Source organism: Pseudarthrobacter sp. NCCP-2145 (genome assembly GCF_023708005.1).
GTDB lineage: Bacteria > Actinomycetota > Actinomycetes > Actinomycetales > Micrococcaceae > Arthrobacter > Arthrobacter oxydans.
In genome coordinates, this window is sequence record NZ_BRCG01000003.1 from 176,394 (window position 1) to 199,170 (window position 22,777).

Annotated in this window: 18 protein-coding genes; 12 read left to right on the forward strand and 6 right to left on the reverse strand. The window is 68.1% G+C overall.

Features of this window, described 5'->3' with window-relative positions; genetic code table 11:
* The gene (gene panC / locus NFU08_RS03800) at positions 1 to 918 is read left to right on the forward strand and encodes a pantoate--beta-alanine ligase (RefSeq protein ID WP_251420852.1); all 918 of its coding nucleotides are present in this window, start codon (positions 1 to 3) and stop codon (positions 916 to 918) included.
* 11 nt (positions 919 to 929) lie between these two features.
* On the opposite strand, the gene NFU08_RS03805 is transcribed toward panC, so the two are convergent.
* Positions 930 to 1,196: a hypothetical protein gene (locus NFU08_RS03805; protein WP_174178261.1), complete on the reverse strand. Its 267-nt coding sequence runs from the start codon at positions 1,194 to 1,196 to the stop codon at positions 930 to 932.
* Between the two features lie 128 nt (positions 1,197 to 1,324).
* Between NFU08_RS03805 and NFU08_RS03810 the strand changes: the two genes are divergently transcribed.
* Positions 1,325 to 1,942 (forward strand): TetR/AcrR family transcriptional regulator, encoded by a 618-nt coding sequence (locus NFU08_RS03810; protein WP_174178263.1) that lies wholly within the window; start codon positions 1,325 to 1,327, stop codon positions 1,940 to 1,942.
* Between the two features lie 45 nt (positions 1,943 to 1,987).
* Here NFU08_RS03810 and NFU08_RS03815 read toward each other — a convergent pair whose 3' ends face one another.
* Positions 1,988 to 3,022, reverse strand: a complete 1,035-nt coding sequence (locus NFU08_RS03815) for a LacI family DNA-binding transcriptional regulator (protein WP_251420854.1) — start codon at positions 3,020 to 3,022, stop codon at positions 1,988 to 1,990.
* Positions 3,001 to 4,761 (reverse strand): glycoside hydrolase family 13 protein, encoded by a 1,761-nt coding sequence (locus tag NFU08_RS03820; RefSeq protein ID WP_174178267.1) that lies wholly within the window; start codon positions 4,759 to 4,761, stop codon positions 3,001 to 3,003. Before NFU08_RS03820 ends, NFU08_RS03815 begins: the two co-directional genes overlap by 22 nt.
* A gap of 218 nt (positions 4,762 to 4,979) precedes the next feature.
* On the opposite strand from NFU08_RS03820, the gene NFU08_RS03825 reads away from it, so the two are divergent.
* The 5 genes from NFU08_RS03825 to NFU08_RS03845 all read left to right on the forward strand — a co-directional run bounded on the left by NFU08_RS03825 (position 4,980) and on the right by NFU08_RS03845 (position 11,211).
* Positions 4,980 to 6,320 (forward strand): maltose ABC transporter substrate-binding protein, encoded by a 1,341-nt coding sequence (locus tag NFU08_RS03825; protein WP_174178269.1) that lies wholly within the window; start codon positions 4,980 to 4,982, stop codon positions 6,318 to 6,320.
* 7 nt (positions 6,321 to 6,327) lie between these two features.
* Positions 6,328 to 7,932, forward strand: a complete 1,605-nt coding sequence (locus NFU08_RS03830) for an ABC transporter permease subunit (RefSeq protein ID WP_251420856.1) — start codon at positions 6,328 to 6,330, stop codon at positions 7,930 to 7,932.
* Positions 7,929 to 8,870 carry a sugar ABC transporter permease gene (locus NFU08_RS03835; protein ID WP_229675269.1) on the forward strand — a complete coding sequence of 314 codons (942 nt, stop codon included), beginning with the start codon at positions 7,929 to 7,931 and terminating at the stop codon, positions 8,868 to 8,870. Before NFU08_RS03830 ends, NFU08_RS03835 begins: the two co-directional genes overlap by 4 nt.
* A 136-nt stretch (positions 8,871 to 9,006) precedes the next feature.
* Entirely contained in the window at positions 9,007 to 9,573 is a 567-nt protein-coding gene (locus NFU08_RS03840; RefSeq protein ID WP_251420859.1) for a type 1 glutamine amidotransferase domain-containing protein, read from the forward strand.
* A gap of 162 nt (positions 9,574 to 9,735) precedes the next feature.
* Positions 9,736 to 11,211 (forward strand): DHA2 family efflux MFS transporter permease subunit, encoded by a 1,476-nt coding sequence (locus tag NFU08_RS03845; protein WP_251420861.1) that lies wholly within the window; start codon positions 9,736 to 9,738, stop codon positions 11,209 to 11,211.
* A 67-nt stretch (positions 11,212 to 11,278) separates the two neighbouring features.
* Here NFU08_RS03845 and NFU08_RS03850 read toward each other — a convergent pair whose 3' ends face one another.
* Both NFU08_RS03850 and NFU08_RS03855 read right to left on the reverse strand, forming a co-directional pair.
* Complete coding sequence (locus tag NFU08_RS03850; protein WP_104185690.1) at positions 11,279 to 12,115, reverse strand: alpha/beta fold hydrolase; 837 nt, start codon at positions 12,113 to 12,115, stop codon at positions 11,279 to 11,281.
* Between the two features lie 85 nt (positions 12,116 to 12,200).
* A complete protein-coding gene (locus tag NFU08_RS03855; RefSeq protein ID WP_251420862.1) occupies positions 12,201 to 12,872 on the reverse strand; it encodes a TetR/AcrR family transcriptional regulator in 672 nt (223 codons plus the stop codon).
* Positions 12,873 to 13,108: 236 nt separating this feature from the next.
* Between NFU08_RS03855 and NFU08_RS03860 the strand changes: the two genes are divergently transcribed.
* The 5 genes from NFU08_RS03860 (at position 13,109) to atzF (ending at position 21,839) form a co-directional block, all read left to right on the forward strand.
* The gene (locus NFU08_RS03860) at positions 13,109 to 14,611 is read left to right on the forward strand and encodes an amino acid permease (RefSeq protein ID WP_174178280.1); all 1,503 of its coding nucleotides are present in this window, start codon (positions 13,109 to 13,111) and stop codon (positions 14,609 to 14,611) included.
* 76 nt (positions 14,612 to 14,687) lie between these two features.
* Positions 14,688 to 15,569 (forward strand): urea amidolyase associated protein UAAP1, encoded by an 882-nt coding sequence (locus tag NFU08_RS03865; protein ID WP_174178281.1) that lies wholly within the window; start codon positions 14,688 to 14,690, stop codon positions 15,567 to 15,569.
* Positions 15,566 to 16,234: an urea amidolyase associated protein UAAP2 gene (locus tag NFU08_RS03870; RefSeq protein ID WP_174178283.1), complete on the forward strand. Its 669-nt coding sequence runs from the start codon at positions 15,566 to 15,568 to the stop codon at positions 16,232 to 16,234. Before NFU08_RS03865 ends, NFU08_RS03870 begins: the two co-directional genes overlap by 4 nt.
* 8 nt (positions 16,235 to 16,242) lie before the next feature.
* Positions 16,243 to 19,995 carry an urea carboxylase gene (uca, locus tag NFU08_RS03875; protein ID WP_251420865.1) on the forward strand — a complete coding sequence of 1,251 codons (3,753 nt, stop codon included), beginning with the start codon at positions 16,243 to 16,245 and terminating at the stop codon, positions 19,993 to 19,995.
* A complete protein-coding gene (gene atzF, locus NFU08_RS03880) occupies positions 19,992 to 21,839 on the forward strand; it encodes an allophanate hydrolase (RefSeq protein WP_251420867.1) in 1,848 nt (615 codons plus the stop codon). Before uca ends, atzF begins: the two co-directional genes overlap by 4 nt.
* Here the strand turns inward: atzF and NFU08_RS03885 are convergent.
* Positions 21,836 to 22,690 (reverse strand): alpha/beta fold hydrolase, encoded by an 855-nt coding sequence (locus tag NFU08_RS03885; protein WP_251420869.1) that lies wholly within the window; start codon positions 22,688 to 22,690, stop codon positions 21,836 to 21,838. The two genes, atzF and NFU08_RS03885, sit on opposite strands and share 4 nt — an antisense overlap.
* Positions 22,691 to 22,777 lie beyond the last annotated feature (87 nt).

Here is a 22,777-nt window from a genome sequence, read left to right on the forward strand (position 1 = left end):
ATGCCCATCAAACTTGCCACCACGGTGGCCGGCCTTAGAACCGAAGGTGCCCGGCTGCTGGGCTCCGGGCAGGGCAGATCCCAGGGGCTCGTGCCCACCATGGGTGCGCTCCACGAGGGCCATGCCGCCCTGGCGCGCGCCGCCGTCGAACAGAACGACGTTGTGGTGGCCACCATCTTCGTCAACCCGCTGCAGTTCGGCGACGCCGTGGACCTGGACCGCTACCCGCGCACGCTGGACGCCGACCTTGCACTGCTGGAGGAGCAGGGCGTGGACCTGGTTTTCGCGCCGTCGGTTGAGGAGGTCTACCCCGGCGGGGAACCGCTGGTGCGCATCACCTCGGGCCGGTTGGGCGAAAAATGGGAGGGCGCCTCCCGGCCGGGCCACTTTGACGGTGCCCTGACGGTGGTGGCCAAGCTCCTCCACTACGGCCTGCCCGCCGCGGGGCTGCCTGCCGGCGCTGCCGCACCGGGAAGCCTGCCTGCCTACCGGGCCTACTTCGGCCAGAAGGACGCGCAGCAACTGGCCCTGGTCCGGCGCATGGTGGCCGACCTCAATTTCCCGGTGGAGATCGTGGGGGTACCCACGGTGCGCGCGGTCGACGGGCTGGCGCTGTCCAGCCGCAACCGCTTCCTTTCGGAGGAAGAGCGGGAGGCCGCCCTGGTGCTGTCGCGGGCACTCCGGCTGCTGGAGGAACGGGCAGTCGCCCGCGAACCGCTGGACCTTGACTCAGCCCGGGCCCTGGTGGAGTCCCAGCCGCTGGTGGCGCTGGACTACTTCGACGTGGTGGACCCGGAGACCCTGGAGCCGCTCGCGGAGAACTGCCGGGAGACGCCGTTCAGCGGTGACGCGCTTGCGCTCATCGCCGCCAGGGTTGGGCCGGTGCGGCTGATCGACAACGCACCGCTGAGTTCCTGACGCCGGGGCTGCTACATGCACGGATCTTCGCGGTTGGTCATCAGCTGTTCGAGCAATGCGCGTTCCGGCCTGCCGGGGTGCCTGGCGACGCAGCGGCGCAGCCGGGCCCTGGCCAGCTCCTCGCCGGGTTCGCGGCTGCAGAGAACCTCATCAATAATTTCCTGGGCCTGCCATCGGAGGGACTCAATGGCGAACTGCCGGATCTCGGACGGGGTGTCATCGGCCATCCAGGGATCAGGGTCCGAGGGAACGCTCTGGAACATCCGCTCTGCTGACATCGGGGCCTCCTTGCACCTGTCCGGGGCGGCCTGCGTGGGGGCCTCCGCGGCGTCGAAGCACTGCGCTATGGGAAACATTACAGGTGGGAAGACCGGTCTGTCTTCCCCCGGAGTAGACTGACTTTGCGATGAATCCAGAGGCTAAAGTCCCGGCGTTTCCCGAAGCTGCCGCGGTGGCGGAATCCGGTCCTGCCCATTCGGTGGACAGGATCATGGCCGTTGCCTACGAGCTGTTCTCCACCCGCGGCGTGCGGGACGTGGGCGTCAACGAGCTCATTGAGCGGTCCGGGGTTGCCAAAGCCACTTTCTACCGGCATTTTCCGTCCAAGGATTCCCTGGTGTTCGCCTTCCTGGAGCAGCGGGACAAACAGTGGACCATGAACGGAATTCTTTCCGAGGCCCGCCGCCGGGGCAGCACTCCCCAGGAGCAGCTGCTGGCCATCTTCGACGTGTTCGGGGAGTGGTTCCTGCGCGAGGATTTCGAGGCCTGTTCGTTTGTGAGGGTCATGCTGGAGATGGGGCCGGCCCATCCGCTGGGGCAGGCCAGCATCGATTACCTGGCAAAGATCCGCGGCCATGTCCAGGCCGTGGCGGAAGAGGCAGGGCTGGTGCGCCCCGAAGAGTTTGCCCGCTCGCTGCTGATCCTGATGAAGGGTTCCGTCATCCAGGCCGTGGAGGGTGACATGCTGGCCGCCGAACGTGCCCGGCAGATGGCGGTCTGGCTGATCGGGCACCACAGCGGCTGACTGCACGCTGCTGTCACCCAACCGTTGTTCGAAGGCCAACCGCTCTTAGGAGCCGGGCTGCCCGGCGGGGATGCGGGGTGCGGAGGTGCTGGACCGGACCACCAGGCGGGTCTCCATCAGCTCATCCGCTGGTTCCACTGCGTCGCCGTCCCCCTGCACCAGCGCCAGCAGGCGCTCCACAGCCCGCGTGCCCTGGTTCCGCGGAAACTGGTCGATGGTGGTCAGTCCCAGGATTTCGCCCATTTCGTGGCCGTCCACCCCGATGACGGACAGCTCCTCGGGGATCCGCAGCCCAAGGTCGCGGGCCGCCAGCATTGCGCCGATGGCCATTTCGTCGGAGGCGCAGAAGATGGCAGTAGGCCGCTCGGCAGCGTCCGCGAGCAGGTGCTTTGTCTCCCTGTACGCCTCGTTCGCCGAGTAGTCGGAAATAAGGGACCAGGCGGCGCGCAGGGGCAGGCCCGCCTCCGCCATTGCGTCCTCGTAGCCGGCACGGCGGCCGCTGGAGATCTCGAAGTTCCTGCCGTATTCGTGCTCGCCGCCGAGGTGCGCCACCCGTGAATGCCCGAGGCTGATCAGGTGGTTGGTGGCGCGCCGGCCCACCTCCACATCGTCAATCCGGAGGGTGGGGATCCCGGGCAGCGGGCCGCCCACACCGACCACCGGAATCCCGGCCGCGAGGATCTGTTCGGTCTCGTGCGCGTTGAGCTGGAGCGAGACTGCCAGGACGCCGTCGAGCCGCTTGCGCAGGAGGAAGTCCCCCAGCACCGATTCCCGGTACCGGTCGCCCTGGAAGTCGTACAGGGTGAGGTCGTAGCCGGCATCCATCAGCGCGGAATTGGCGCCCTCGAGCAGCGTGGCGAAATACCACCTGTTGACGAAGGGAAGGACCACCCCGATGTTGTGGCTGCGCCCGCTCGCCAGGCTGGAGGCGTGGTAGGACATGACGAAGCCGAGTTCGCTGGCGGCGGCGGTCACGGCCTCCCGGGCCCGGGCGGACACACTGCCCTTGCCGCTCAGAGCCCGCGACGCCGTCGCCTGCGAAACACCCGCCAAACGGGCTACATCCCTGATTCCTGCCACTGACCCTCTGATGTTCCGCTTGGCCCCATGCGCAGCCAGATGCACTGCGCAGGACCCAGTTTACGCTGGGCGGCTGCGTCCCCGTCCGTGCTGAGCAGGATCTCCAGGCCGGGCAGGTCTACCGGCGCGTCCCCCATGTTCATCATCACCAGGACGCCGTTGTTCACGAACGTCACGCAGTCCGGGGCGGAGGACCCTTCGAGCCAGTCCAGGGAGCCGGCTCCGAGCTTCATGGCGCGGCGGAGCCCCAGCGCCCGGCGGTACAGGGACAGGACAGAGGACCCGTCCCGGTCCTGCACGTCCCGTGACAGCGCTGCCCACTCCTCCGGCTGTGGCAGCCAGGACTCCCCGGTGCTGTTGAAACCGAAAGCCGGTGCTGCCGCCTCCCAGGGCAGGGGTACCCGGCACCCGTCGCGGCCGATGCGTTCTCCCGCGGTGCGCTTGAATGACGGGTCCTGGCGGAACGTGTGGTCCATCGTGGTGTGATCGGGCAGTCCCAGTTCTTCGCCCTGGTACAGGTACACGCCGCCCGGCAGCGCGAGCATCAGCATCGAGGCCGCGGCGGCCCGTTGCAGGCCAAGCTCCGCGTCGGGCTGGACATCCTCGGCACCCAGGCCGTCGCCGGGGCGGGCCGCGGGCTCCACGATGCCGAAGCGCGTTGCGTGACGGACGACGTCGTGGTTTGAAAGAACCCAGGTGGTGGGTGCCCCGACCGAATCAAACATCCGCAGCGAGCTTTCGATCACCGCACGCAGCCGGGCAGCGTCCCACGGGGTGCCCAGGTACGCGAAGTTGAACGCCTGGTGCATCTGGTCCGGCAGGACCCAGTTGGTCAGCCGGGACAGTGGATCGATGCTGGCCTCGGCACAAAGGATGCGATCGCCGTCGAACTCGGCCAGGACCTCGCGCCACCTGCGGTAGATGTCATGGATTTCGGGCTGCCCGAACATTGGCGCCAGGTTGCCTGGGAAGTCGTCGGTGCTGATGCCGTCGGGCCGGCCATGCCAGTCCGGCAGGCCTGCGGCCTTGACCAGGGCGTGGGCCACGTCCACGCGGAAGCCTGCAACGCCACGCTGGAGCCAGAAGCGCAGGACGCGTTCGAACTCGGCGTGCACGGCCGGGTTGTCCCAGTTGAAGTCGGGCTGGGAGGAATCGAAAAGGTGCACGTACCACTGGCCGGGCTCGCCGGAGGGCTCGGTGATGCGGGTCCAGGCAGGGCCGCCGAAGTGCGACTGCCAGTTGTTGGGCGGCAGTTCCCCGGATTCCCCGCGGCCGTCCCGGAAGATGAACATGTCCCGTTCGGGGCTTCCGGGCCCTGCCTGGAGTGCAGCCTGGAACAGGGCGTGGTCCGAGGAGCAGTGGTTCGGTACGAGGTCGATGATCACCCGGATGCCCAGTGAGTCTGCCCGGGCCACCAGCGCGTCGAAGTCGGCCAGGGTGCCGAACACGGGATCGACGTCGCAGTAATCGGCGACGTCGTACCCGCCGTCCCGCTGCGGCGAAACGTAGAAGGGTGAGAGCCAGACAGCGTCGACGTCCAGCGCCGCCAGCTGGTGCAGCTCGGCCGTGATGCCGGGCAGGTCGCCCTGGCCGTCACCGTTGAGGTCCCGGAACGAGCGGGGATAGATCTGGTAAATCACCGAGGACCGCCACCATTCCGTGCCGTGGTCGGCGGGGTGGACCGGCACCAGCCGGAGAGCGGATACGTCGGACTCATCGAGGGTGAGTGTGTTGGTCATCCGGTTATGCTAGCGGCATTTGCCCAGAAAATGGAACGGCTTCCATCCAGTATTTAAGCGGGAATCGTTAATTCTCTGATCGTGTGGACGTTCGCAATGGAATCGCTTACAGTTGTGACTTGTCTCACCGCCGGGGTTGGCACCTGACAGCCGAAATCTCCCAAGGCGGGCATTTCTTACACCGGGCAGTTGCCCAATTTCATGAAGGAGGCGCATCGGTGCGCACAGCTCTTACCAAGCCCTTGGCCCGCAAGGCCAGGCTTTCACTCACGACGGCGGCCGCCGTCTCCCTGATGCTTCTCGCCTCAGGCTGCTCCGGCGGACAGGCCCCGGCAGGCGGCGCATCAGGCGCTGCCTCCGAAAGTGCGGCAGCTGCCCCCCAAACCGGAGAAGCAGCCTCCGGCGAGGCACCCGCACGCGGGGACGCCGACCTCGTCATCTGGGCCAACGGCCCCGTGGTCCAGGCACTGCAGCCCATCGCCGACAAGTTCGGCGAAGAGAACGGCATCACGGTGGAAGTCCAGACCGTTGCCACCGAACTGCAGACCAACTTCGTCACGGCCAACGCCTCAGGCAACGGCCCGGACATTGTCATGGGTGCCCACGACTGGATCGGGAACCTGGTCCAGAACGGCGCCATCGATCCCGTCCAGATCACCGCCGAGCAGAAGGCCGACCTCCTGCCCGTGGCCACGGACGCCGTGACCTACAACGGCCAGACCTACGGCATGCCCGCTTCCGTTGAATCCCTGGTCCTCATCCGCAACAAGGCCCTTGCCCCCGAGGCGCCCGCTTCCTTTGAAGACCTGCTGGCGGCCGGCAACGCGGCAGTGGCCGCCGGGACCGCCGAGCGGGCGCTGAACCTGCAGGTGGGCCCCAAGGGAGACGCCTACTTCATGCAGCCCCTCTACTCGTCCGCAGGAGGCTACCTCTTCGGCAAGAAGGCCGACGGCAGCTTCGACACCGCAGACCTCGGTGTTGGCAAGGAAGGCTCCATCGCGGCTGCCGGGAAGATCGCCGAGCTCGGCGAGAAGGGCTCCAAGGTCCTCAGCACGTCCGTCAGTGCCGACAACTCCATCGCCTTGTTCAACCAGGGCAAGACCGCCTTCATGGTGAACGGCCCATGGGCGCTCGGCGACGTGAAGAAAGCCGGGATTGACTACGGCCTGAGCGCCGTTCCGGGCTTCGCGGGCATGGAGCCCGCACAGCCCTTCACCGGCGTGCAGTCGTTCTACGTCGCGTCCAAGGGCAAGAACAAGTCCTTCGCCGAAACCTTCGTCCAGACCGCCGCATCGCAGAAGGAAACCCAGCGCGCGCTGTACGAGGCAGTCCGCATCCCGCCGGCGATCGCATCCCTGGTGGAAGAGGTGGCACAGACCGATCCTGACACCAAGATCGCCGCCGATGCCGCTGCTGCAGGCATCCCCATGCCTTCGCTGCCCCAGATGGCTGCCGTGTGGGCCCCGCTGGGCCAGGCGGAGGCGGCCATCGCCGGCGGCGCGGACCCCGCGGCCACCATGGAGCAGGCCGGCCAGACAATCGCCGGTGCACTGAAGTAACAAGCCGATGACCACCCGAACCAAGAACTCCTCGGGGAAGGCGGTGGGGCCCGGACTTTCGCTGGGCTCCACCGCGTCGGTCCCCGCCCTGCTGGCCAAGATCCTTGGGCTGGGGGCCGTGCTCGGCGCCGCCGTATCCCTGACGCCGCTGCTGCTTGCCGGCGGCGAATGGGCCCTGCTCATCGGACTGTGGGCCGGCGCGGCCGGGCTCCTGGCCGTCTATTCCACCAAGCGCCTGGTGCCGCTGAAGTACCTGCTGCCGGGCACCCTGCTCCTCACCGTCTTTGTCCTCCTGCCGATTCTTTCCACCGTGCAGCTGTCCTTCACCAACTCAGGCGACGGAACCCGCGGATCCAAGGAGGACGCGGTTTCCACCATTGTCCGGAACTCCGTGACCCAGCTTCCGGAGTCCAGGACCTTCAACCTGACAGTAGGTACCACGGGGTCCGTTGCGGACGGGCCCTTCACGTTCTTCCTGGTGGAGGCGCCGGCCAACGGCATCTTCGCCGGCGACGAGCAGGGCCTGCGCCCGCTGGCCGGGGAGGACGTGACGGTCGACGGCGGCTACGTCCGCGGTGCCGACGGCTACCAGATCCTCACGGGCAAGGAAGTCAACGCCGCAGGGCCGAAGATCAGCGGACTGACGGTCCCCACGGACAAGGGCGCGATCCGCGCCCAGGGCATCAACCGCGCCTTCGAAGGCGTCCAGACACTGACCTACGACGCCGGGACGGACAGCATCACCGATTCTGTGTCCGGGAAGGTCTTCACGGTCCAGCAGTTCGGCGACCGGGAGTACTTCGCGGACGCGAACGGCAGCAAGGGGTTCGACCAGAGCTGGGAACGGAATGTCGGCTTCGCCAACTACGTCCGGCTCTTCACCGACCCCCAGGTCCGTGAGGCCCTGCTCGGCTCCTTCGTGTGGACGCTCGTCTTCGCCGTTGGCTCGGTGGCCACCACCTTCGTCGTCGGGCTCCTGCTCGCCACCGCCCTTAACGACCCCCGCATCCGCGGAATCAAGCTTTACCGGGCCGTCATCATCGTTCCCTACGCCATCCCGGTGTTCATCTCCTTCATTGTCTGGCAAAGCTTCTACAACAAGGACTTCGGGCTCATCAACTCAATGCTCGGCGGAGCCAAGATCGACTGGCTGGGCGACCCGTTCCTTGCCAAGGTCGCCGTGCTGCTGACCAACCTCTGGGTGGGCTTCCCCTACATGTTCCTGATTGCCACCGGCGCGCTGCAGGCGCTGCCGCAGGACATCGCGGAGGCCGCCAAAATCGACGGCGCCAGCTCCTGGACCACCTTCACCAAGGTCCAGTTCCCGCTGCTGCTGGTGGCCGTGGCACCGCTTCTGGTGTCCTCGTTCGCGTTCAACTTCAACAACTTCAACGTCATCCAGCTGGTCACCGGCGGCGGTCCCTTCCCGGCCAGCGGCGGACAGATCGGCGCCACGGACATCCTGATCAGCGGCGCCTACCGCATCGCGTTCGGCGGGGCAGGCGCCGAGTTCGGTTTCGCCTCGGCAATTTCCGTAGTCCTGTTCATTGTCACGGCAGTGCTTGCAGGCATCCAGTTCCGCTATACCAAAGCCTTGGAGGATGTGCGATGACCAACCTGCTGACGGAAGCTCCGGCAGAAGAAGGCGCACCGGCGCGGCGGACGAACATGCTGGTCCGCAAGGACGGGCTTGAGCTGCCCCGCGGCAAGCGGTGGTGGCGGGAAGTGGGCTGGCGGCACATGGTGGGCCTGGCCGGCGTCGCTTTCGCAGGTTTCCCTGTCCTTTACATCATTTCCGCGGCGTTCAATCCGCTCGGAAGCGTGGCCACAACGGAACTGATTCCCACCACCTTCAGCCTGGTCAACTTCGAGACCCTGCTGGGCGGTTCCAAGGGCCCATTTGGAACCTGGTACCTGAACACCCTGGTCCTGTGCACTGCGGTTTCCGTGGCCCAGGTCCTGCTGAGCACGCTTGCGGCCTACGCCTTCTCCCGCTTCCGCTTCTACGGGCGGCGCGGCGGGCTGCTGGCGCTGCTCCTGGTCCAGATGTTCCCGCAGTTCCTGGCCGTCGTGGCACTCTTCCTGATGATCGCGAAATTCGGCGAGCTGGTTCCGGCCATCGGACTGAACACCCTGGCAGGCTATGCGCTGGTCCTGATGGGCGGGGCGCTGGGCCAGGTCTGGCTGATCAAGGGGTTCTTCGATTCCATTCCGCACGAGCTGGACGAGGCCGCCCGGATTGACGGGGCGGGACATTTCCGGACGTTCACCAGCGTGATCCTCCCGCTGATCAGGCCGGTGCTGGCCGTGACCGGGCTGCTGGCATTCGTGGCCGTCATCGGCGAGTACATCCTGGCGAGCATCTTCCTGACGGACAACGGCGTCAAGACGCTGGCGGTGGGCATGTTCGGCATCATCGCCGGGGACCGCAGCAACAACCTTGGCGTCTTCGCTGCCGGCTCGGTGATGATCGCGCTTCCCGTGCTCATCCTGTTCCTCTACCTGCAGAAGTTCATTGTGGGCGGGCTGACGGCCGGCTCCGTCAAGTAGGGGAGGGCACCCGGAATAGTCAGCTTGCTTATGACTTTTCTTCTTCCTAGGCTGGAAGCTGTCCGGCAAGCAAACTTTCGAGCGGGAGCCGGCGCCTTTGACCAGGTGCCGGCCCCCGCTTAGCCAGGAGGAAAAAATGTCAGAACACAGCATCGCAGGCAAGAAGGTCGCATTCCTGCTGACGGACGGCGTGGAGCAGGTTGAGCTCACCAGTCCCTGGCAGGCAGTGAAGGAGGCCGGCGGCCAGCCCACCCTGGTGGCACCCAAGAGCGGCAAGCTGCAGGGTTATAACGGGACGGAAAAAGGCGACACCTTCGACGTCGACCTCACCGTCGCAGAGGCGGACGCCTCGGACTACGACGCCCTGGTCCTTCCCGGCGGCGTGGTCAATGCGGACCACCTTCGCGTGGACAAGGACGCCCAAGGCTTCACCCGGAGCTTCTTCGAGCAGCACAAACCCGTGGCCTCCATCTGCCACGGACCATGGCTCCTCATCGAAGCCGGTGTGCTGGCAGGAAGGAACGTCACCTCCTACCACACCCTGCAGACCGACCTGAAGAATGCGGGCGCCAACTGGACTGACGAAGAAGTGGTGGTGGACCAGGGTCTGGTGACCAGCCGCACCCCGGACGACCTCCCTGCCTTCAACAGCAAGCTGGTGGAGGAAATCTCGGAAGGCCGGCACGCAGGCCAGACGGCGTAGCGGACGCGCCGGGCAGGCTGTCCGGCAGCACCGCCCCCAGGTGTTCCCCCAGGGTTTGGGAAAAGTTCCGGTGCCGGGGAATTAGTCCAACCGGTAGAGTGTTGGCATCTGCAGCGGCCACGTTCCGCGCACCCACTCATCGCACTCCCTGAGGGAACACCCATGTCTACCGAAGTCTCTCCGAACGCCAGCGGCCAGTCCGTCCACACCGAAGGAACCACACCCGCCGCGCCGGAGAAGATGTCCCGCGAGTCGGTGACCATCATCAGCACGCTGCTGGTGGCGACCTTCGTGGTGATCCTCAACGAGACCATCATGAACGTCGCCCTGCAGCGGCTCATGGTGGACCTGCAGGTGGACGCGCCCACGGTCCAGTGGCTGTCCACCGGCTTCATGCTCACCATGGCCGTGGTCATCCCCACCACCGGATTCATCCTGCAGAGCCTGTCCACCCGGGCCGTCTTTATGCTCGCCATGGGCCTTTTCGCCGGTGGAACGGCCCTTGCCGCCGTGGCGCCCGGGTTTGAGCTGCTCCTGCTGGCCCGCATCATCCAGGCGGGCGGCACCGCGATCATGCTGCCGCTCCTGATGACCACCATCCTCACCCTGGTCCCGCTGGCCAGGCGCGGCGCCGTGATGGGCAACGTCAGCATCGCCATCTCCGTCGCACCCGCCATGGGACCCACCGTCTCCGGGCTGATCCTCGAGCACTTCACCTGGCGCTTCATGTTCGTGTTCGTGCTCCCGGTCGCCCTCGCGGCACTGGCAATCGGCGCCAAGTACCTGACCAATATCGGCCAGGCTGAGAAAACGAGGCTCGACTTCCTTTCGGTCATCCTCACCGTCCCGGCCTTCGGCGGACTGGTCTATGGCCTCAGCCAGATCGGCGGCGGACACGGCGGCCAGGCCGGCCCCGGAACCACGGCCATCGCGGCCCTGGTGATCGGCGTGGCAAGCCTCGCGGTCTTCGTCCTCCGGCAGGTGCGGCTGCAGAAGGCCGAAGCTCCGCTGCTGGACCTGCGCGCCTTCAACTTCAGGATGTTCACGGTCTCCGTGCTGCTGATGGTGGTGGCCATGATGGCGCTGTTCGGCGGTGTCATCCTGCTCCCGCTCTACCTGCAGGAGGTCCGCGGCCTGGGCTCCCTCGAAACCGGCCTCGCGCTGCTCCCGGGCGGCCTGGCCATGGGCCTGCTGGGTCCGGTCATCGGCCGGCTGTTCGACAAGGTGGGGCCGCTGCCGCTCACCGTCTCCGGGTCCGTCCTGATGGTCCTGTCCCTCTGGCAGTTTTCAATGCTCGACGCCGGCACGTCCGTGGCGTGGATCGTCACCCTGCACGTGGGGCTGAGTTTCGGGCTGGCGCTGCTGTTCACCCCGGCGTTCACCACCGGCCTGAACCCGCTTCCGCCGCACCTGTACTCCCACGGCTCGGCCATCATGAGCACCACCCAGCAGGTGGCCGGCGCCGCCGGCACCGCGCTGCTGGTGTCCATCTTTGCCGTGGTGTCCGCGGCGTCGGGACTTGTCGCGGGGATGAGCGCCGCCTTCCTGACGGCAACCGTGATCTCCCTTGCCGCCGTCGTCCTCTCCGCGATGATGCGCAAGACCCCAGGCGCTGGCCCGGCCCACGCCGCCCACTAGCCCAACTGGGTAGCAGCAGATGTCGGAATGAGCCGTCAAAACGACATCTGCTGCTACCCAGTTGGGGTCAGCCGGCGTAGAAGTCAGCGAGCTCCTTGATCAGCTTGTCCGGGGCCTTGATCACGCCGTCGTGGCCGTAGCCGGGAAGGATGGTGTAGCTGGAGCCCGAGAGGACATCGTGGATCTGGCCGCAGGCAATCCCGAAGTACGCCGGGCTCTTCTCGCCCACCACAATCAGGGTTTCCAGCGGCAGCGCCAGGAACGGTTCGGCCGGCATGTCCGCGGCGATGATTGCCTTGATCTCGCGGACCCCGGTGCGCATCATTTCCCGCTGCTGCTTGCCTTCTGAGGTGCCGGCGGTCAGCTTGTTGGCGAGGGTCAGCATGGAGAGCGGCATCCGGGACGAAAATGCGCCGCCGGCTTCGAGCCCCCGCTGCAGGACGGCCAGGGCGCGGTCATCGTCGCCGGCAGCAGCGGCGCGCTCGTACTCCGCGGTCCAGTCCGCCTTGACGCTGTGGTTCACGGAGACGGCGGGATCGTACACGGCCAGCCGCTCAACGGGCAGCGTCCGGGCCGCGTGCAGCGCAACAGCGCCGCCGAAGCTGTGGCCGAACACGTCCGTGCTGGACGTGTGTTTCATGACGGTATGCAGGTCGCGGATGTCCACGTCCAGCGTGTAATCCTCGGGCTGGGGCGACGACGAGCCGCGGCCCCGCCTGTTGAACGTGTGCACCGGACGGCCCAGGGCCGCGCTAAGCTTTTGCGCGAACTTGGTGTAATCCGCAGCGGTCACCATGGAGGGCGGCACAATAACAACGCCCGAACCGGCGGAAGCGAGTTCGGCACCCGTGGAGAAGAGCTCCAGCGTGCCGCCGTCGGGGGTCCTGATGTTCTCACGCGTCATGTTCCGAGCCTAGCTGAGCAACCTGATTGCAGGCACCATGGACGCTGCGCCCCAGGAAAACAGTGGCTGCGGCCCGCGGCGGCGGTCAGCCGAGGCGTTCGATGAGCGCCGCGCCCTGTTCCCGGATGGCAGGCAGTTCAGCGGCCAGGCCGCACAGGATGAGTCCTGCGTCCGCCGCCTGGAGCGGCGACTCAGAGGTTGCCATGCCGTCCGCGCGCAGGTTGATCAGCGATTCCACCAGGCGGAACGCCAAGTCTCCCGGGCTGGACTGCCACGTGCCGGCCGTGCCGGCAGGAGGCAGTCCGGCGCCCAGCTCCCGGTACAGATTGCGCAGTTCCTGACGGTCGGCCAGGAACCTGGCAAAGCGGCCGCTGCGCGCCTCGGGCAGGTGGTAGAGGATTCCGAGGTTCCAGCGGGCGCTGCACAGCTGCGTTCCGTCGTAAAGCGCGACGGCGTGAAGCCGGCCGGCTGCCTCCCCTTCCGCCGGCGGCAGGGCAGCCACCGCACGCGCAAACTCCAGCCCTGCCAGGACGGTGCCCTCCAGCAGGTGCTCGAGGATGTCGTCCTTGGTCTTGAAGTGGTGGTACAGGGACGACTGCCTGATCCCTACCGCCTCCGCAATGGACCGCGTGGACGTGGTGGCGAACCCCTGCGTGGTGAACAGCTCGGCGGCTGCATCGAGGATTTCGTCCCGTGCCGTGGCCCCTGGCCTGGAGGGTTGTTGGCTGCGAGGTCGTCCCGGTCCGGCTGAAGTCACCGCATCATTCTTGCATTGCCCCACCGCCGATGCGGAGCGGCCTACCGCGCCCGCATCAGCGGTGAGGGAGCGGAAATACTGCCGAAACAAGATGTCTATCCGCCTTTTACAGGGGGGAAACTCCCCGGGGACATCCCGCTGGAAAACTATCAATTGACCGGTATTCCGCAGCTTTCGGCCGAGTGCTGCAGCACCGGCGGCCCCCGCCACGCATCCCAAGCCCCCCGGAGAATCTGATGACCTCAACCGTTCTTCCCACCGTCCATGAGGACGATGCGGACCTGACGTCCCTGGGCTACCAGCCCACCCTCCACCGCAAACTCGGCCGCTACGCCTCCTTCGCGGCCGGCTTTTCCTTCGTGTCCATCCTGACCACCATCTTCCAGCTGTTCGCGTTTGGTTACTCCTTTGCCGGTCCTGCCTTCTTCTGGACGTGGCCGGTGGTCCTGGTGGGCCAGCTGCTCGTGGCCCTGAACTTCGCGGAGCTCGCCGCCCGCTACCCGCTGTCAGGAGCGGTGTACCAGTGGGCGCGCCGGGTCGGCGGGGAAGGCGTGGGCTGGTTCGCAGGCTGGTTCATGGCCATCGCCCAGGTTGTCACCGCCGCAGCCGCAGCCATCGCCCTCCAGGTGGTGCTGCCCCAGCTGTGGGACGGCTTCCAGGTGGTGGGCGGCGATCCTGCCTTGAATACCGTCTCGGGAGCCGCCAACGCAGTGATCCTCGGAGCCGTCCTCCTGGTGGCCACCACCATCATCAACTCGCTCGGCGTCAGGCTCATGGCCCACGTGAACTCGGTCGGCGTGACCTGCGAGATCGTGGGCGTCGTGGCCGTGATCCTTGCCCTCATCAGCGCAGCCCAGCGCGGACCGGACGTGGTGGCGGACACCACCGTGCTCCAGACATCCGACCTCGGCGCGGTGGGAGCCTTCCTGGTCTCGGGCCTGATGGCCGCCTACGTGATGGTGGGCTTCAACTCCGCCGGGGAGCTCTCGGAAGAAACCAAGGACCCCCGCCGCACCGCCCCGCGCACCATCCTTTCCGCCCTGCTCATCTCGGGCATCGGCGGGGCGCTCATGATCATCACGGCCCTGATGGCAGCGCCGAGCCTCGACGACGGCCGGCTCGCCACCGAGGGCCTGCCCTACGTCCTCACCGCAGTCCTGGGCACCTTCTGGGGCAAGGTCCTGCTGGTGGATGTCGCCATCGCCATCTTCGTGTGCACCCTCGCCATCCAGACCGCCGGCTCGCGCCTGGTGTTCTCCATGGCTCGGGACGGCAAGCTCCCCGCGTCCGCCCTGCTGTCCACGGTCCACCCCACCCGGGGCACCCCCATGTGGCCGTCGATCATCATCGGCGCCTTGGCCGTGGGCGTCTTGGCCATCAACGTGGGCAACGCGGCACTGTTCACCACCCTCTGCAGCGTCTGCATCGTGATGGTCTACCTGGCCTACCTCCTGGTCACCGTGCCGCAGCTCATCAACCGCCTTCGCGGCGACTGGAACCGGGTGGGGCAGACCCTGCCCGCCGGCCTCTTCTCCCTGGGCCGCTGGGGACTCCCCGTCAACATCCTCGCCGTCCTCTACGGGGCCGTGATGGTGGTCAACCTCGCCTGGCCGCGGCCCGAGGTCTACGACCCCTCCGGTGAAAACGGGCTCCTCCTCTACTCGGCACCGCTGATGGTCACGGTGGTCCTGCTCCTGGGCATCTGGGTGCGGCGCCGGAACCTCGCGGCCAGCGCCTGAGCCCTTCCAGGACCAGCACATTTCAGAACCAGCACACTTCAGAATCAGCACGCTTCAGAACCAGCACAGGACCGACATGACACAAGTTACCGAAAGCCCGGCAACGGGGACCGCCACCACCGCAGGCGCCCGCGCCCACGCCAGGGAGCAGCACGGCAGGACCGCCGAAACCATGCGCTTCGTGCCCGCCTCCACAGCCCCGGCACGCCTGACGGAAGGACTGCCGGAAGGCGCAGCGGCGAAGCTCTCCTGGGCGGAATCCCTGGCCTTTGGCCGCTACACCACGCTGAACCTGGCCCGCGGAACAAGGATCCGGCTCACCGATACCTCCGGTGACGCCTGCGTCCACACCCTCCTCTACCGCGCGGGAGCCCTTCACGAGCGCCTCAACGTGGCTGACACCGTCAAGGTCCCCTGGCAGGCGTACCCCGGCACGGGCCACCCGCTGCTCTCCGACGCCGGGCGCCTCATGGCCACCATCGTGGCTGATACCTCCTCCCGGCACGACGCCCTGACCGGCGCCACCACCCTGGAAGGAAACACGGCCCGGTACGGGGCCGGAACCGCCCACAGCACATCACCCGCAGCCCGCGAACTGCTCACCCTGGGCGCACTCAAGAGCGGGCTGGGGCCCGCCGACGTGGCGCCGTCGTTGTCCTTCTTCAAGGGCATCAGCGTGGACCCTGCCGGCAGCATCACCTTCACCGGAAGTGCCAGCCCGGGAGCCGCCGTCGAACTCCTGCTCCAGATGGACGCAGTCCTGGTGCTGGCCAACACCGCGCACCCGCTGGACCCCCGCCCGGACTTCACCGGCACGGCAGTGGACATCGCCGCCTGGCACGCACCGCAGGACCTCGCGGCCCTTGCGGCGGGCACCCTCACCGGCGCGCTGCCCCCTGAACACCTGCAGGCACTGCAGAACACCGAACACGACCTGACCGCGAGGAATGCCCGATGAACACCGCCACCTACGCCGCCGACGCCCGTGAAGCAGCCCTCGCCGCCGGAGCCGTTGTCCTTGACGGATACGTCGAGGCACGCGGCCCCTGGTCCGCCGTCGTGGCCGCCGGAGACGTGCTGACCATCGTTGACCTGGAAGGCAACCAGGCAGTGGACTGCCTGCTGTACGCCGCCCGGGACACCACCGTGCGCTACTCGGCAGCCGTCACCATCGCCCGGCAGCAGTCGATCGTCCTCACCACGGGGTCGGTCCTGCGGGCTGAGACCGGCGCGCCGCTCATGACCGTGGTGGCCGACGAGGTGGGTGTGCACGACACCATCGGCGGCGCCTGCTCGCAGGAGTCCAACACCCTCCGCTACGGCCAGCACACCCGGGAACAGCACGCCTGCGTGGAGAACTTCCTGATCGAGGGCTCACGCTGGGGCCTCGGGAAACGGGACCTGGTGTCCAACATCAACTGGTTCATGAACGTGCCCGTGGACCCGGACGGCGCCCTGGGCATTGTGGACGGCCTTTCCGCTCCCGGGAAGCGCGTGGCACTCCGGGCAGAGGTGGACACCCTGGTCCTGGTGTCCAACTGCCCGCAGATCAACAACCCGTGCAACGGCTTCAACCCCACCCCTGTCCGCATGATCGTCACCCGGCCGGAGGCTGCACTGTGAATACGTCCATGACCCAGAACCGTTTCGACACCCTCCTGGTGGCCAACCGCGGCGAAATCGCCTGCCGCATCATCGAATCCGCCCGGAAGCTGGGGCTGCGGACCGTCGCCGTCTTCTCCGAGGCGGACAGGGGAGCAAAGCACGTCCGGCTGGCCGACGAAGCCGTGCTCCTGGGGCCGGCCCCGGCGAAGGAGTCCTACCTTCGCGTGGACGCCCTGCTGGACGCGGCCCGGTCTACCGGGGCCGGCGCCATCCACCCCGGCTACGGCTTCCTCTCCGAGGACGCCGCGTTCGCCGAAGCCGTTGAGGCCGCCGGCCTGGTGTTTGTGGGACCCACCGCTGAACAGCTGCGCATCTTCGGCACCAAGCACACCGCGCGCGATGCCGCCAAAGCCGCGGGGGTGCCCATGATTGCCGGATCCGGCCTGCTGGCGGACGTGGACCAGGCTGTTGCCGCCGGCGCCGCCATCGGTTTCCCGCTGATGCTCAAGGCCACCGGCGGCGGCGGGGGCATCGGCATGACGGTGTGCCGCGACGAGGCCGAACTCGCGGAAAGCTTCCCGCGCGTGGCCCGCCTGGCCGGGGCGAGCTTCGGCACCGCCGGTGTGTTCGCTGAGCGGTACGTCGAAAACGCCCGGCACATCGAGGTGCAGGTCTTTGGCGACGGCGCCGGCCGGGTGGTCAGCCTGGGCGACCGGGACTGCTCACTCCAGCGCCGCCACCAGAAGGTCCTCGAGGAGGCACCCGCGCCGGACCTGCCGGACGGACTGCGTGAAGAACTGCACCGCAGCTCCCGCGCACTGTGTGCCTCCCTTAACTACCGTTCCGCCGGTACCGTCGAGTTCGTCTACGACTCCGCCCGCCGCGAGGCGTCCTTCCTTGAGGTCAACGCCCGCCTCCAGGTGGAGCACCCCGTCACCGAGGCGGTCACCGGCGTGGACCTGGTGGAATGGATGCTCCGCCTGGCCCAGGGCGGCAGTGAAGCGGAAGCGGTCCTGGCGGACCGGCCGGACAGCCTGCCCGTGTCCGGACATGCCGTTGAGGCGCGCGTTTACGCCGAGGATCCGGCCCGCGGTTTCCAGCCCAGCGCCGGCACCGTAACCAACGCCGCCTACCCCTCCGGGGATGTCCGCGTGGACGCCTGGGCCGAAACCGGCACCGAGGTTTCCACCAACTACGATCCCCTCCTGGGCAAGGTCATCACGTCCGGCCGGGAGCGGACCGACGCCTTCGACCGGCTGGCCGCCGCGCTCGCCGGCACCCGGATCGACGGGATCGAGACCAACCTCGGCATGCTCCGCGCGGCCACCGGCCTGGACGTGGTCCGCGCGGTGCAGCACTCCACCAGCACGCTGGACAACGTGGGCGACCCCGAACCCCGGATCACCGTGGGCAGGCCGGGCCTGCAGACCAGCGTCCAGGACTGGCCCGGACGCACCGGCCTGTGGCAGATCGGCGTGCCGCCGAGCGGCCCCATGGACGACCTGTCCTTCAGGCTCGGAAACACCGCGCTGGGCAACCCCGAAGGAGCGCCCGGCCTGGAATTCACCATGACCGGCCCCTCCCTGACCTTCACGCACCCCACCACGGTCTGCGTCACCGGTGCCGAGGTGACCGTCACCGTGGACGGACAAGAGGTGCCCGCGTGGACTCCAGTAACCGTCCCGGCGGGCGGAACGCTCGACGTCGGCACGGCCTCCGGCGCCGGGCTCAGGGGATACATCCTGTTCCAGGGCGGCCTGGACATCCCGCAGTACCTGGGCAGCGCCTCCACCTTCACCCTGGGCCAGTTCGGCGGGCACGCGGGGCGGGTCCTGCGCGCCGGCGACGTCCTCCGCGCAGCAGCGCCTGCCGTTGGCAGCAGCGGCAACCTTGCGGCGGCGGCAGTCCCCGTGGACAGCCGGCCCGCCCTGGCCTCAACCTGGGAGCTGGCCGTGACGGAGGGGCCGCACGGTGCCCCCGAGTTCTTCCGGCGCGAGGATATCGACGAGCTCTACGCGTCCGAGTACGAGGTCCACTTCAACTCCGCCCGCACCGGTGTGCGGCTCATCGGCCCCAAGCCGCGCTGGGCCCGCACCGACGGCGGCGAGGCTGGACTGCACCCGTCCAACATCCACGACACCGCCTATTCGGTTGGCGCGCTGGACTTCACCGGTGACACGCCCATCCTGCTCGGACCGGACGGTCCCAGCCTCGGCGGCTTCGTCTGCCCGGTCACCGTGGTGACGGCCGAGCGCTGGAAACTGGGCCAGCTGCGGCCCGGCGACAAAATCAGGTTTGTTCCCGTCAGCGTCAGCCAGGCGCCGTCGGCCAGTGACCTTGGCCCGGGCCGCCAGCTGGTCCTGCCCGGCGACGCCGGGTGGTCCGGCACTTTCCCGCCAAGCCTTCCAGCGGCTGCACCGGCTGCCGGCCGTCCAAAACGTACGGTAGGCGGTGACGGCGACGACGGCGTGCTGGGCCGGGTGCCGGAAGGCCCCGGAAGGCCTGCGGTCACCTACCGACGTTCCGGTGACGACAACCTGCTGGTGGAATACGGGGAGATGGTCCTGGACCTCGGCCTCCGTGCCAGGGTGCACGCCCTGCACCAGCACATTGAGCAGCTCCGCGTGCCCGGGATCGTGGACCTGACCCCGGGAATCCGCTCCCTTCAGATCAAGGTGGACCCGTCGGTCCTCGCCACGAAGAAACTGCTGGGACTCGTCCGGGAGATCGAGGCAGCCCTGCCGGCGAGCTCGGAGCTCGTGGTTCCGAGCCGCACCGTCCGCCTGCCGCTGTCCTGGGACGACCCCGCCACCCGGGAAGCGATTGAACGCTACATGGCCGGCGTCCGGGACGACGCCCCATGGTGCCCCTGGAACATCGAGTTCATCCGCCGGATCAACGGCCTGGATTCGGTCAACGACGTGTTCGACACCGTCTTCAACGCCGAATACCTGGTCCTCGGGCTGGGTGACGTGTACCTTGGCGCCCCCGTCGCAACCCCGCTGGATCCGCGCCACCGGCTGGTCACCACCAAGTACAACCCCGCCCGCACCTGGACACCCGAGAACGCGGTGGGCATCGGCGGCGCGTACATGTGCATTTACGGCATGGAGGGCCCGGGCGGCTACCAGTTCGTTGGCCGCACCACGCAGGTCTGGTCGCGCTACGCGGACTCCGCCCCCTTCGAGCCGGGTTCGCCGTGGCTGCTGCGCTTCTTCGACCGCATCTCCTGGTACCCGGTCAGCCCGGAGGAACTCCTGGACCTGCGGGCGGACATGGCCGCCGGGAGGGGCCGCGGCGTCGGGATCGAGGACGGCACCTTCTCGCTGGCCGAGCACGAGGTGTTCCTCGAGGAAAACCGCGAATCGATCACCGCCTTCCGGGAAAAGCAGGGTGCGGCGTTCGCGGTTGAACGGCAGGCCTGGGCAGACGCCGGCGAGTTCGACCGCGCGGAGGCTCTTGCCGCCGTCGTGTCGCCGGTTGTGGACGACGTGGCGGTCCCGGACGGCGGATCCCTGGTGGCCGCACCGTTCGCGGCGAGCGTCTGGAAGGTCGACGTGAAGGCCGGGGACCGGGTGGTGCAGGGCCAGCCGCTGGTGTCCCTCGAAGCGATGAAGATGGAAACCGTACTCGAAGCACCCTGCGACGGCGTGGTGCTCCGGGTCCTTCCGGCCGCGGGTTCGCAGGTAGTCGCGGGGGAGGCCGTGGTGGTGCTCGGCGCCTTGGACGCGGAAAAACAGGACGTGGAAGCCCCCGAACTGGAAGAGGCAGCAGTATGACCGGCACAACCTCAGGTAAGGCCGCCGCACGGGTCCGGGCCGCACTCGCCGCAGTGGATGCGGTGGACCGGCCGGAAATCTGGATCACCCTCCGCGGGGCGGATGAGCTGCTCAGCGAAGCCGCTGCCATCGACACCGCCGTTGCCGGGGGTGCGGACCTGCCCCTCGCCGGGCTCCTGCTCGCGGTCAAGAACAACGTTGACGTGGCAGGCATCCCCACCACGGCGGCGTGCCCCGGCTTTGCGTACACGCCGGAACAGGACGCCGAAGCCGTGGCCCGACTCCGTGCCGCCGGAGCCCTGGTGCTGGGCGCCACGAACCTTGACCAGTTCGCCACCGGCCTGGTGGGCACGCGGAGCCCGCACGGCGCGGTCCGCGATTCCCGCCGCCCGGACTTCATCTCCGGGGGCTCCAGCTCCGGCTCCGCGGTTGCCGTGGCACTGGGCCTGGTGGACATCGCCATCGGCACGGACACCGCCGGCTCGGGCCGCGTGCCCGCCGGGCTGCAGGGAATCGTGGGCATCAAACCCACGCTGGACGTCGTGTCCACGGCTGGCGTGGTGCCGGCCTGCCGGTCCTGGGACGCCGTCACCATCTTTGCCCGCCACCTTTCCAGCGCAGAGCTTGCCATGGGCGTCATGGCCGGGGGATCGCGGGCCTGGCCGGCCGGCATCCGCTTGGCCGCACCGGAGAAGCCGCGGGTAGCGTACCCGGCAACCCTGCCGGCGCTGCCTGAATCCTGGGCTGCGGAGTTCCACCGGAACATCGGTCGCCTGCAGGAGCTGGGCGTGGAAGCGGAAGCCATCGACTTCGACGCCTTCCTCGACGCTGCCCGGCTGCTGTACGACGGCGGCCTGGTGGCCGAACGCTACGCCGCCGTCGGCGAATTCATTGAAAAGGCCGACGGCGGCGCCGGCACCCGGGCGGGCCTCGACCCCACGGTGGAGGGAATCATCCGGGCAGCGGGCAGGGTGCCTGCCCACCGGTACGTGTCTGATACGGCCAGGCTGGAGGCCCTGAAGGACACGGCGATGGCGCAGCTGGAAGGGTTTGATGCGCTGCTGATCCCCACCGCCCCGTTCCACCCCACCCTTGCCGAGGTGGCCGCGGACCCGGTGGGAGTGAACTCACTGATGGGGACCTACACCAACTTCTGCAACCTGTTCGACCTGTGCGCGGTGGCGGTGCCCGCCGGGGAAGTGGAGGGTGCCCAGTTCGGCCTGACCGTGGTGGGCCGGACCTTCGACGACGCCGTCGCCGCCGATATTGCGCGCCGGCTCGAATCTACCCCGGACGTTCCGGCGCTCTTTGCCGGCGGCGCGGCACCGGCAGCGGCGGACAAAGCCGCCCACCCGCCGTCGTCCGCTCCCTGGCCGCTGGCCGCAGGCGCTGACGCTGTGCCGCTCGTTGTGGTGGGCGCGCACCGCAAGGGGCAGCCGCTGGCGCCCCAGCTCGAGGAACTGGGCGCCGCCTGGGACGGCCTGGTGCGGACAGCGGAGCGCTACCGCATGGTGTCCCTCGACACCGTGCCGCCCAAGCCGGGGGTATACCGCTCGGACCGCGGCGGCGCGGAGCTGGTGGGTGAACGGTGGCTGGTGTCCCCGGCGGGACTCGGCGCGTTCCTGGCTTCCCTGCCCGAACCCATGCTGCTCGGATCCATCGAACTCGCGGACGGGTCATCCGCCGTCGGCTTCGCGTGCGATGCGGTGGCCGCCGCCGGCGGGGAGGACATCACATCCTGGGGTGACTGGCTGGCAGACCGCAGCGGGGAGCGCCACCCCAGGAGCGTCTGGCAGAACCTGGGGGATGCGGCCCTGGCCGGATTCAGCCGTGGCCGTGACTAGCCCTTAAAGTACTCCGAGATGTCCGCCACCAGTTCATTCACGGCTGCGGGGATGGAGCCGTGGAAACCCTTGGGGGAGAGCTCGAACGTGCTGCCGGGAACGGCGCCGTGCAGCCGCTCCGCCGTGGCCTTGTAGTAGCTGGGGCTCTTGCCGCCGGCCATGAAGTGGGTGTTGGCGGGCAGCACGCTGAAGTCCCTGGCGTGGTCCGCCTCCTTGTACGCGGCACGCAGCTCGCCGACGCCGCTGGGCATGACCTCGCGGAACATCCTGTTGACCTTGGTCCGGGACAGCAGGGCCATGAGTCCGGCAAGGACCGGCTCAGGGATCCGCGCCATCGGCGAACCCGGGCTCGTGGCACGCTTCATGTGGGCCAGGGCGTGCCCCACCCGGCCGTTGTTGACGGCGTCCTCGAATCCGGACAGCCAGGAGGTGTCGATGCTGCCGTCAATGTTCACGGCGGCGTCGTATACCGCGAGCTTGTCCGGCACGTAGGCGGTCCCGGTGAACTCCTGGACGGCGTTCAGGGCCACGGACCCGCCCAGGCTGTGGCCCAGGATGTTCCGTGCACCTGTGGCGTCCAGGACGGTGCGCACGTCTGCGATCTCGGTTGCCATGGAGTAGTCGGCCGGCTGCCCGGACGAGCTGCCGCGGCCCCGGCGGTCGTAGACGTCCACGGCCCAGCCTTCGCCCAGGCCCTTTGCCAGCGCCACGGAAAACGGCCGGTAGATCAGGGCAGTCAGGAAGGCCCCGCCGATCAGCAGCACACGGCGTACTCCCGGCGCATCCTCGGTGCCGTAGCTGTACAAAGCCAGCCGGCCGCCGTCGTGCGTTGGAAGTACCTGTTCTTTCACCACCCCATCCTAGGCAGGACAGCGAAGGTACCCGGGGCACGCCCGGGGCCGGGCGGTTTGCGTCCGAATCCGGGGTCCCCGAAGTCC

Excerpts from the sequence above, each read along its gene's own strand:
- uca (WP_251420865.1), top strand. The coding sequence starts at position 16,243 with ATGACCCAGAACCGTTTCGACACCCTCCTGGTGGCCAACCGCGGCGAA.
- NFU08_RS03835 (WP_229675269.1), top strand. The coding sequence starts at position 7,929 with ATGACCAACCTGCTGACGGAAGCTCCGGCAGAAGAAGGCGCACCGGCG.
- NFU08_RS03840 (WP_251420859.1), top strand. The coding sequence starts at position 9,007 with ATGTCAGAACACAGCATCGCAGGCAAGAAGGTCGCATTCCTGCTGACG.
- NFU08_RS03870 (WP_174178283.1), top strand. The coding sequence starts at position 15,566 with ATGAACACCGCCACCTACGCCGCCGACGCCCGTGAAGCAGCCCTCGCC.
- NFU08_RS03850 (WP_104185690.1), bottom strand. The coding sequence starts at position 12,115 with ATGACGCGTGAGAACATCAGGACCCCCGACGGCGGCACGCTGGAGCTC.
- NFU08_RS03820 (WP_174178267.1), bottom strand. The coding sequence starts at position 4,761 with ATGACCAACACACTCACCCTCGATGAGTCCGACGTATCCGCTCTCCGG.
- NFU08_RS03865 (WP_174178281.1), top strand. The coding sequence starts at position 14,688 with ATGACACAAGTTACCGAAAGCCCGGCAACGGGGACCGCCACCACCGCA.
- NFU08_RS03810 (WP_174178263.1), top strand. The coding sequence starts at position 1,325 with ATGAATCCAGAGGCTAAAGTCCCGGCGTTTCCCGAAGCTGCCGCGGTG.
- NFU08_RS03860 (WP_174178280.1), top strand. The coding sequence starts at position 13,109 with ATGACCTCAACCGTTCTTCCCACCGTCCATGAGGACGATGCGGACCTG.
- panC (WP_251420852.1), top strand. The coding sequence starts at position 1 with ATGCCCATCAAACTTGCCACCACGGTGGCCGGCCTTAGAACCGAAGGT.
- NFU08_RS03830 (WP_251420856.1), top strand. The coding sequence starts at position 6,328 with ATGACCACCCGAACCAAGAACTCCTCGGGGAAGGCGGTGGGGCCCGGA.
- atzF (WP_251420867.1), top strand. The coding sequence starts at position 19,992 with ATGACCGGCACAACCTCAGGTAAGGCCGCCGCACGGGTCCGGGCCGCA.
- NFU08_RS03805 (WP_174178261.1), bottom strand. The coding sequence starts at position 1,196 with ATGTCAGCAGAGCGGATGTTCCAGAGCGTTCCCTCGGACCCTGATCCC.
- NFU08_RS03845 (WP_251420861.1), top strand. The coding sequence starts at position 9,736 with ATGTCTACCGAAGTCTCTCCGAACGCCAGCGGCCAGTCCGTCCACACC.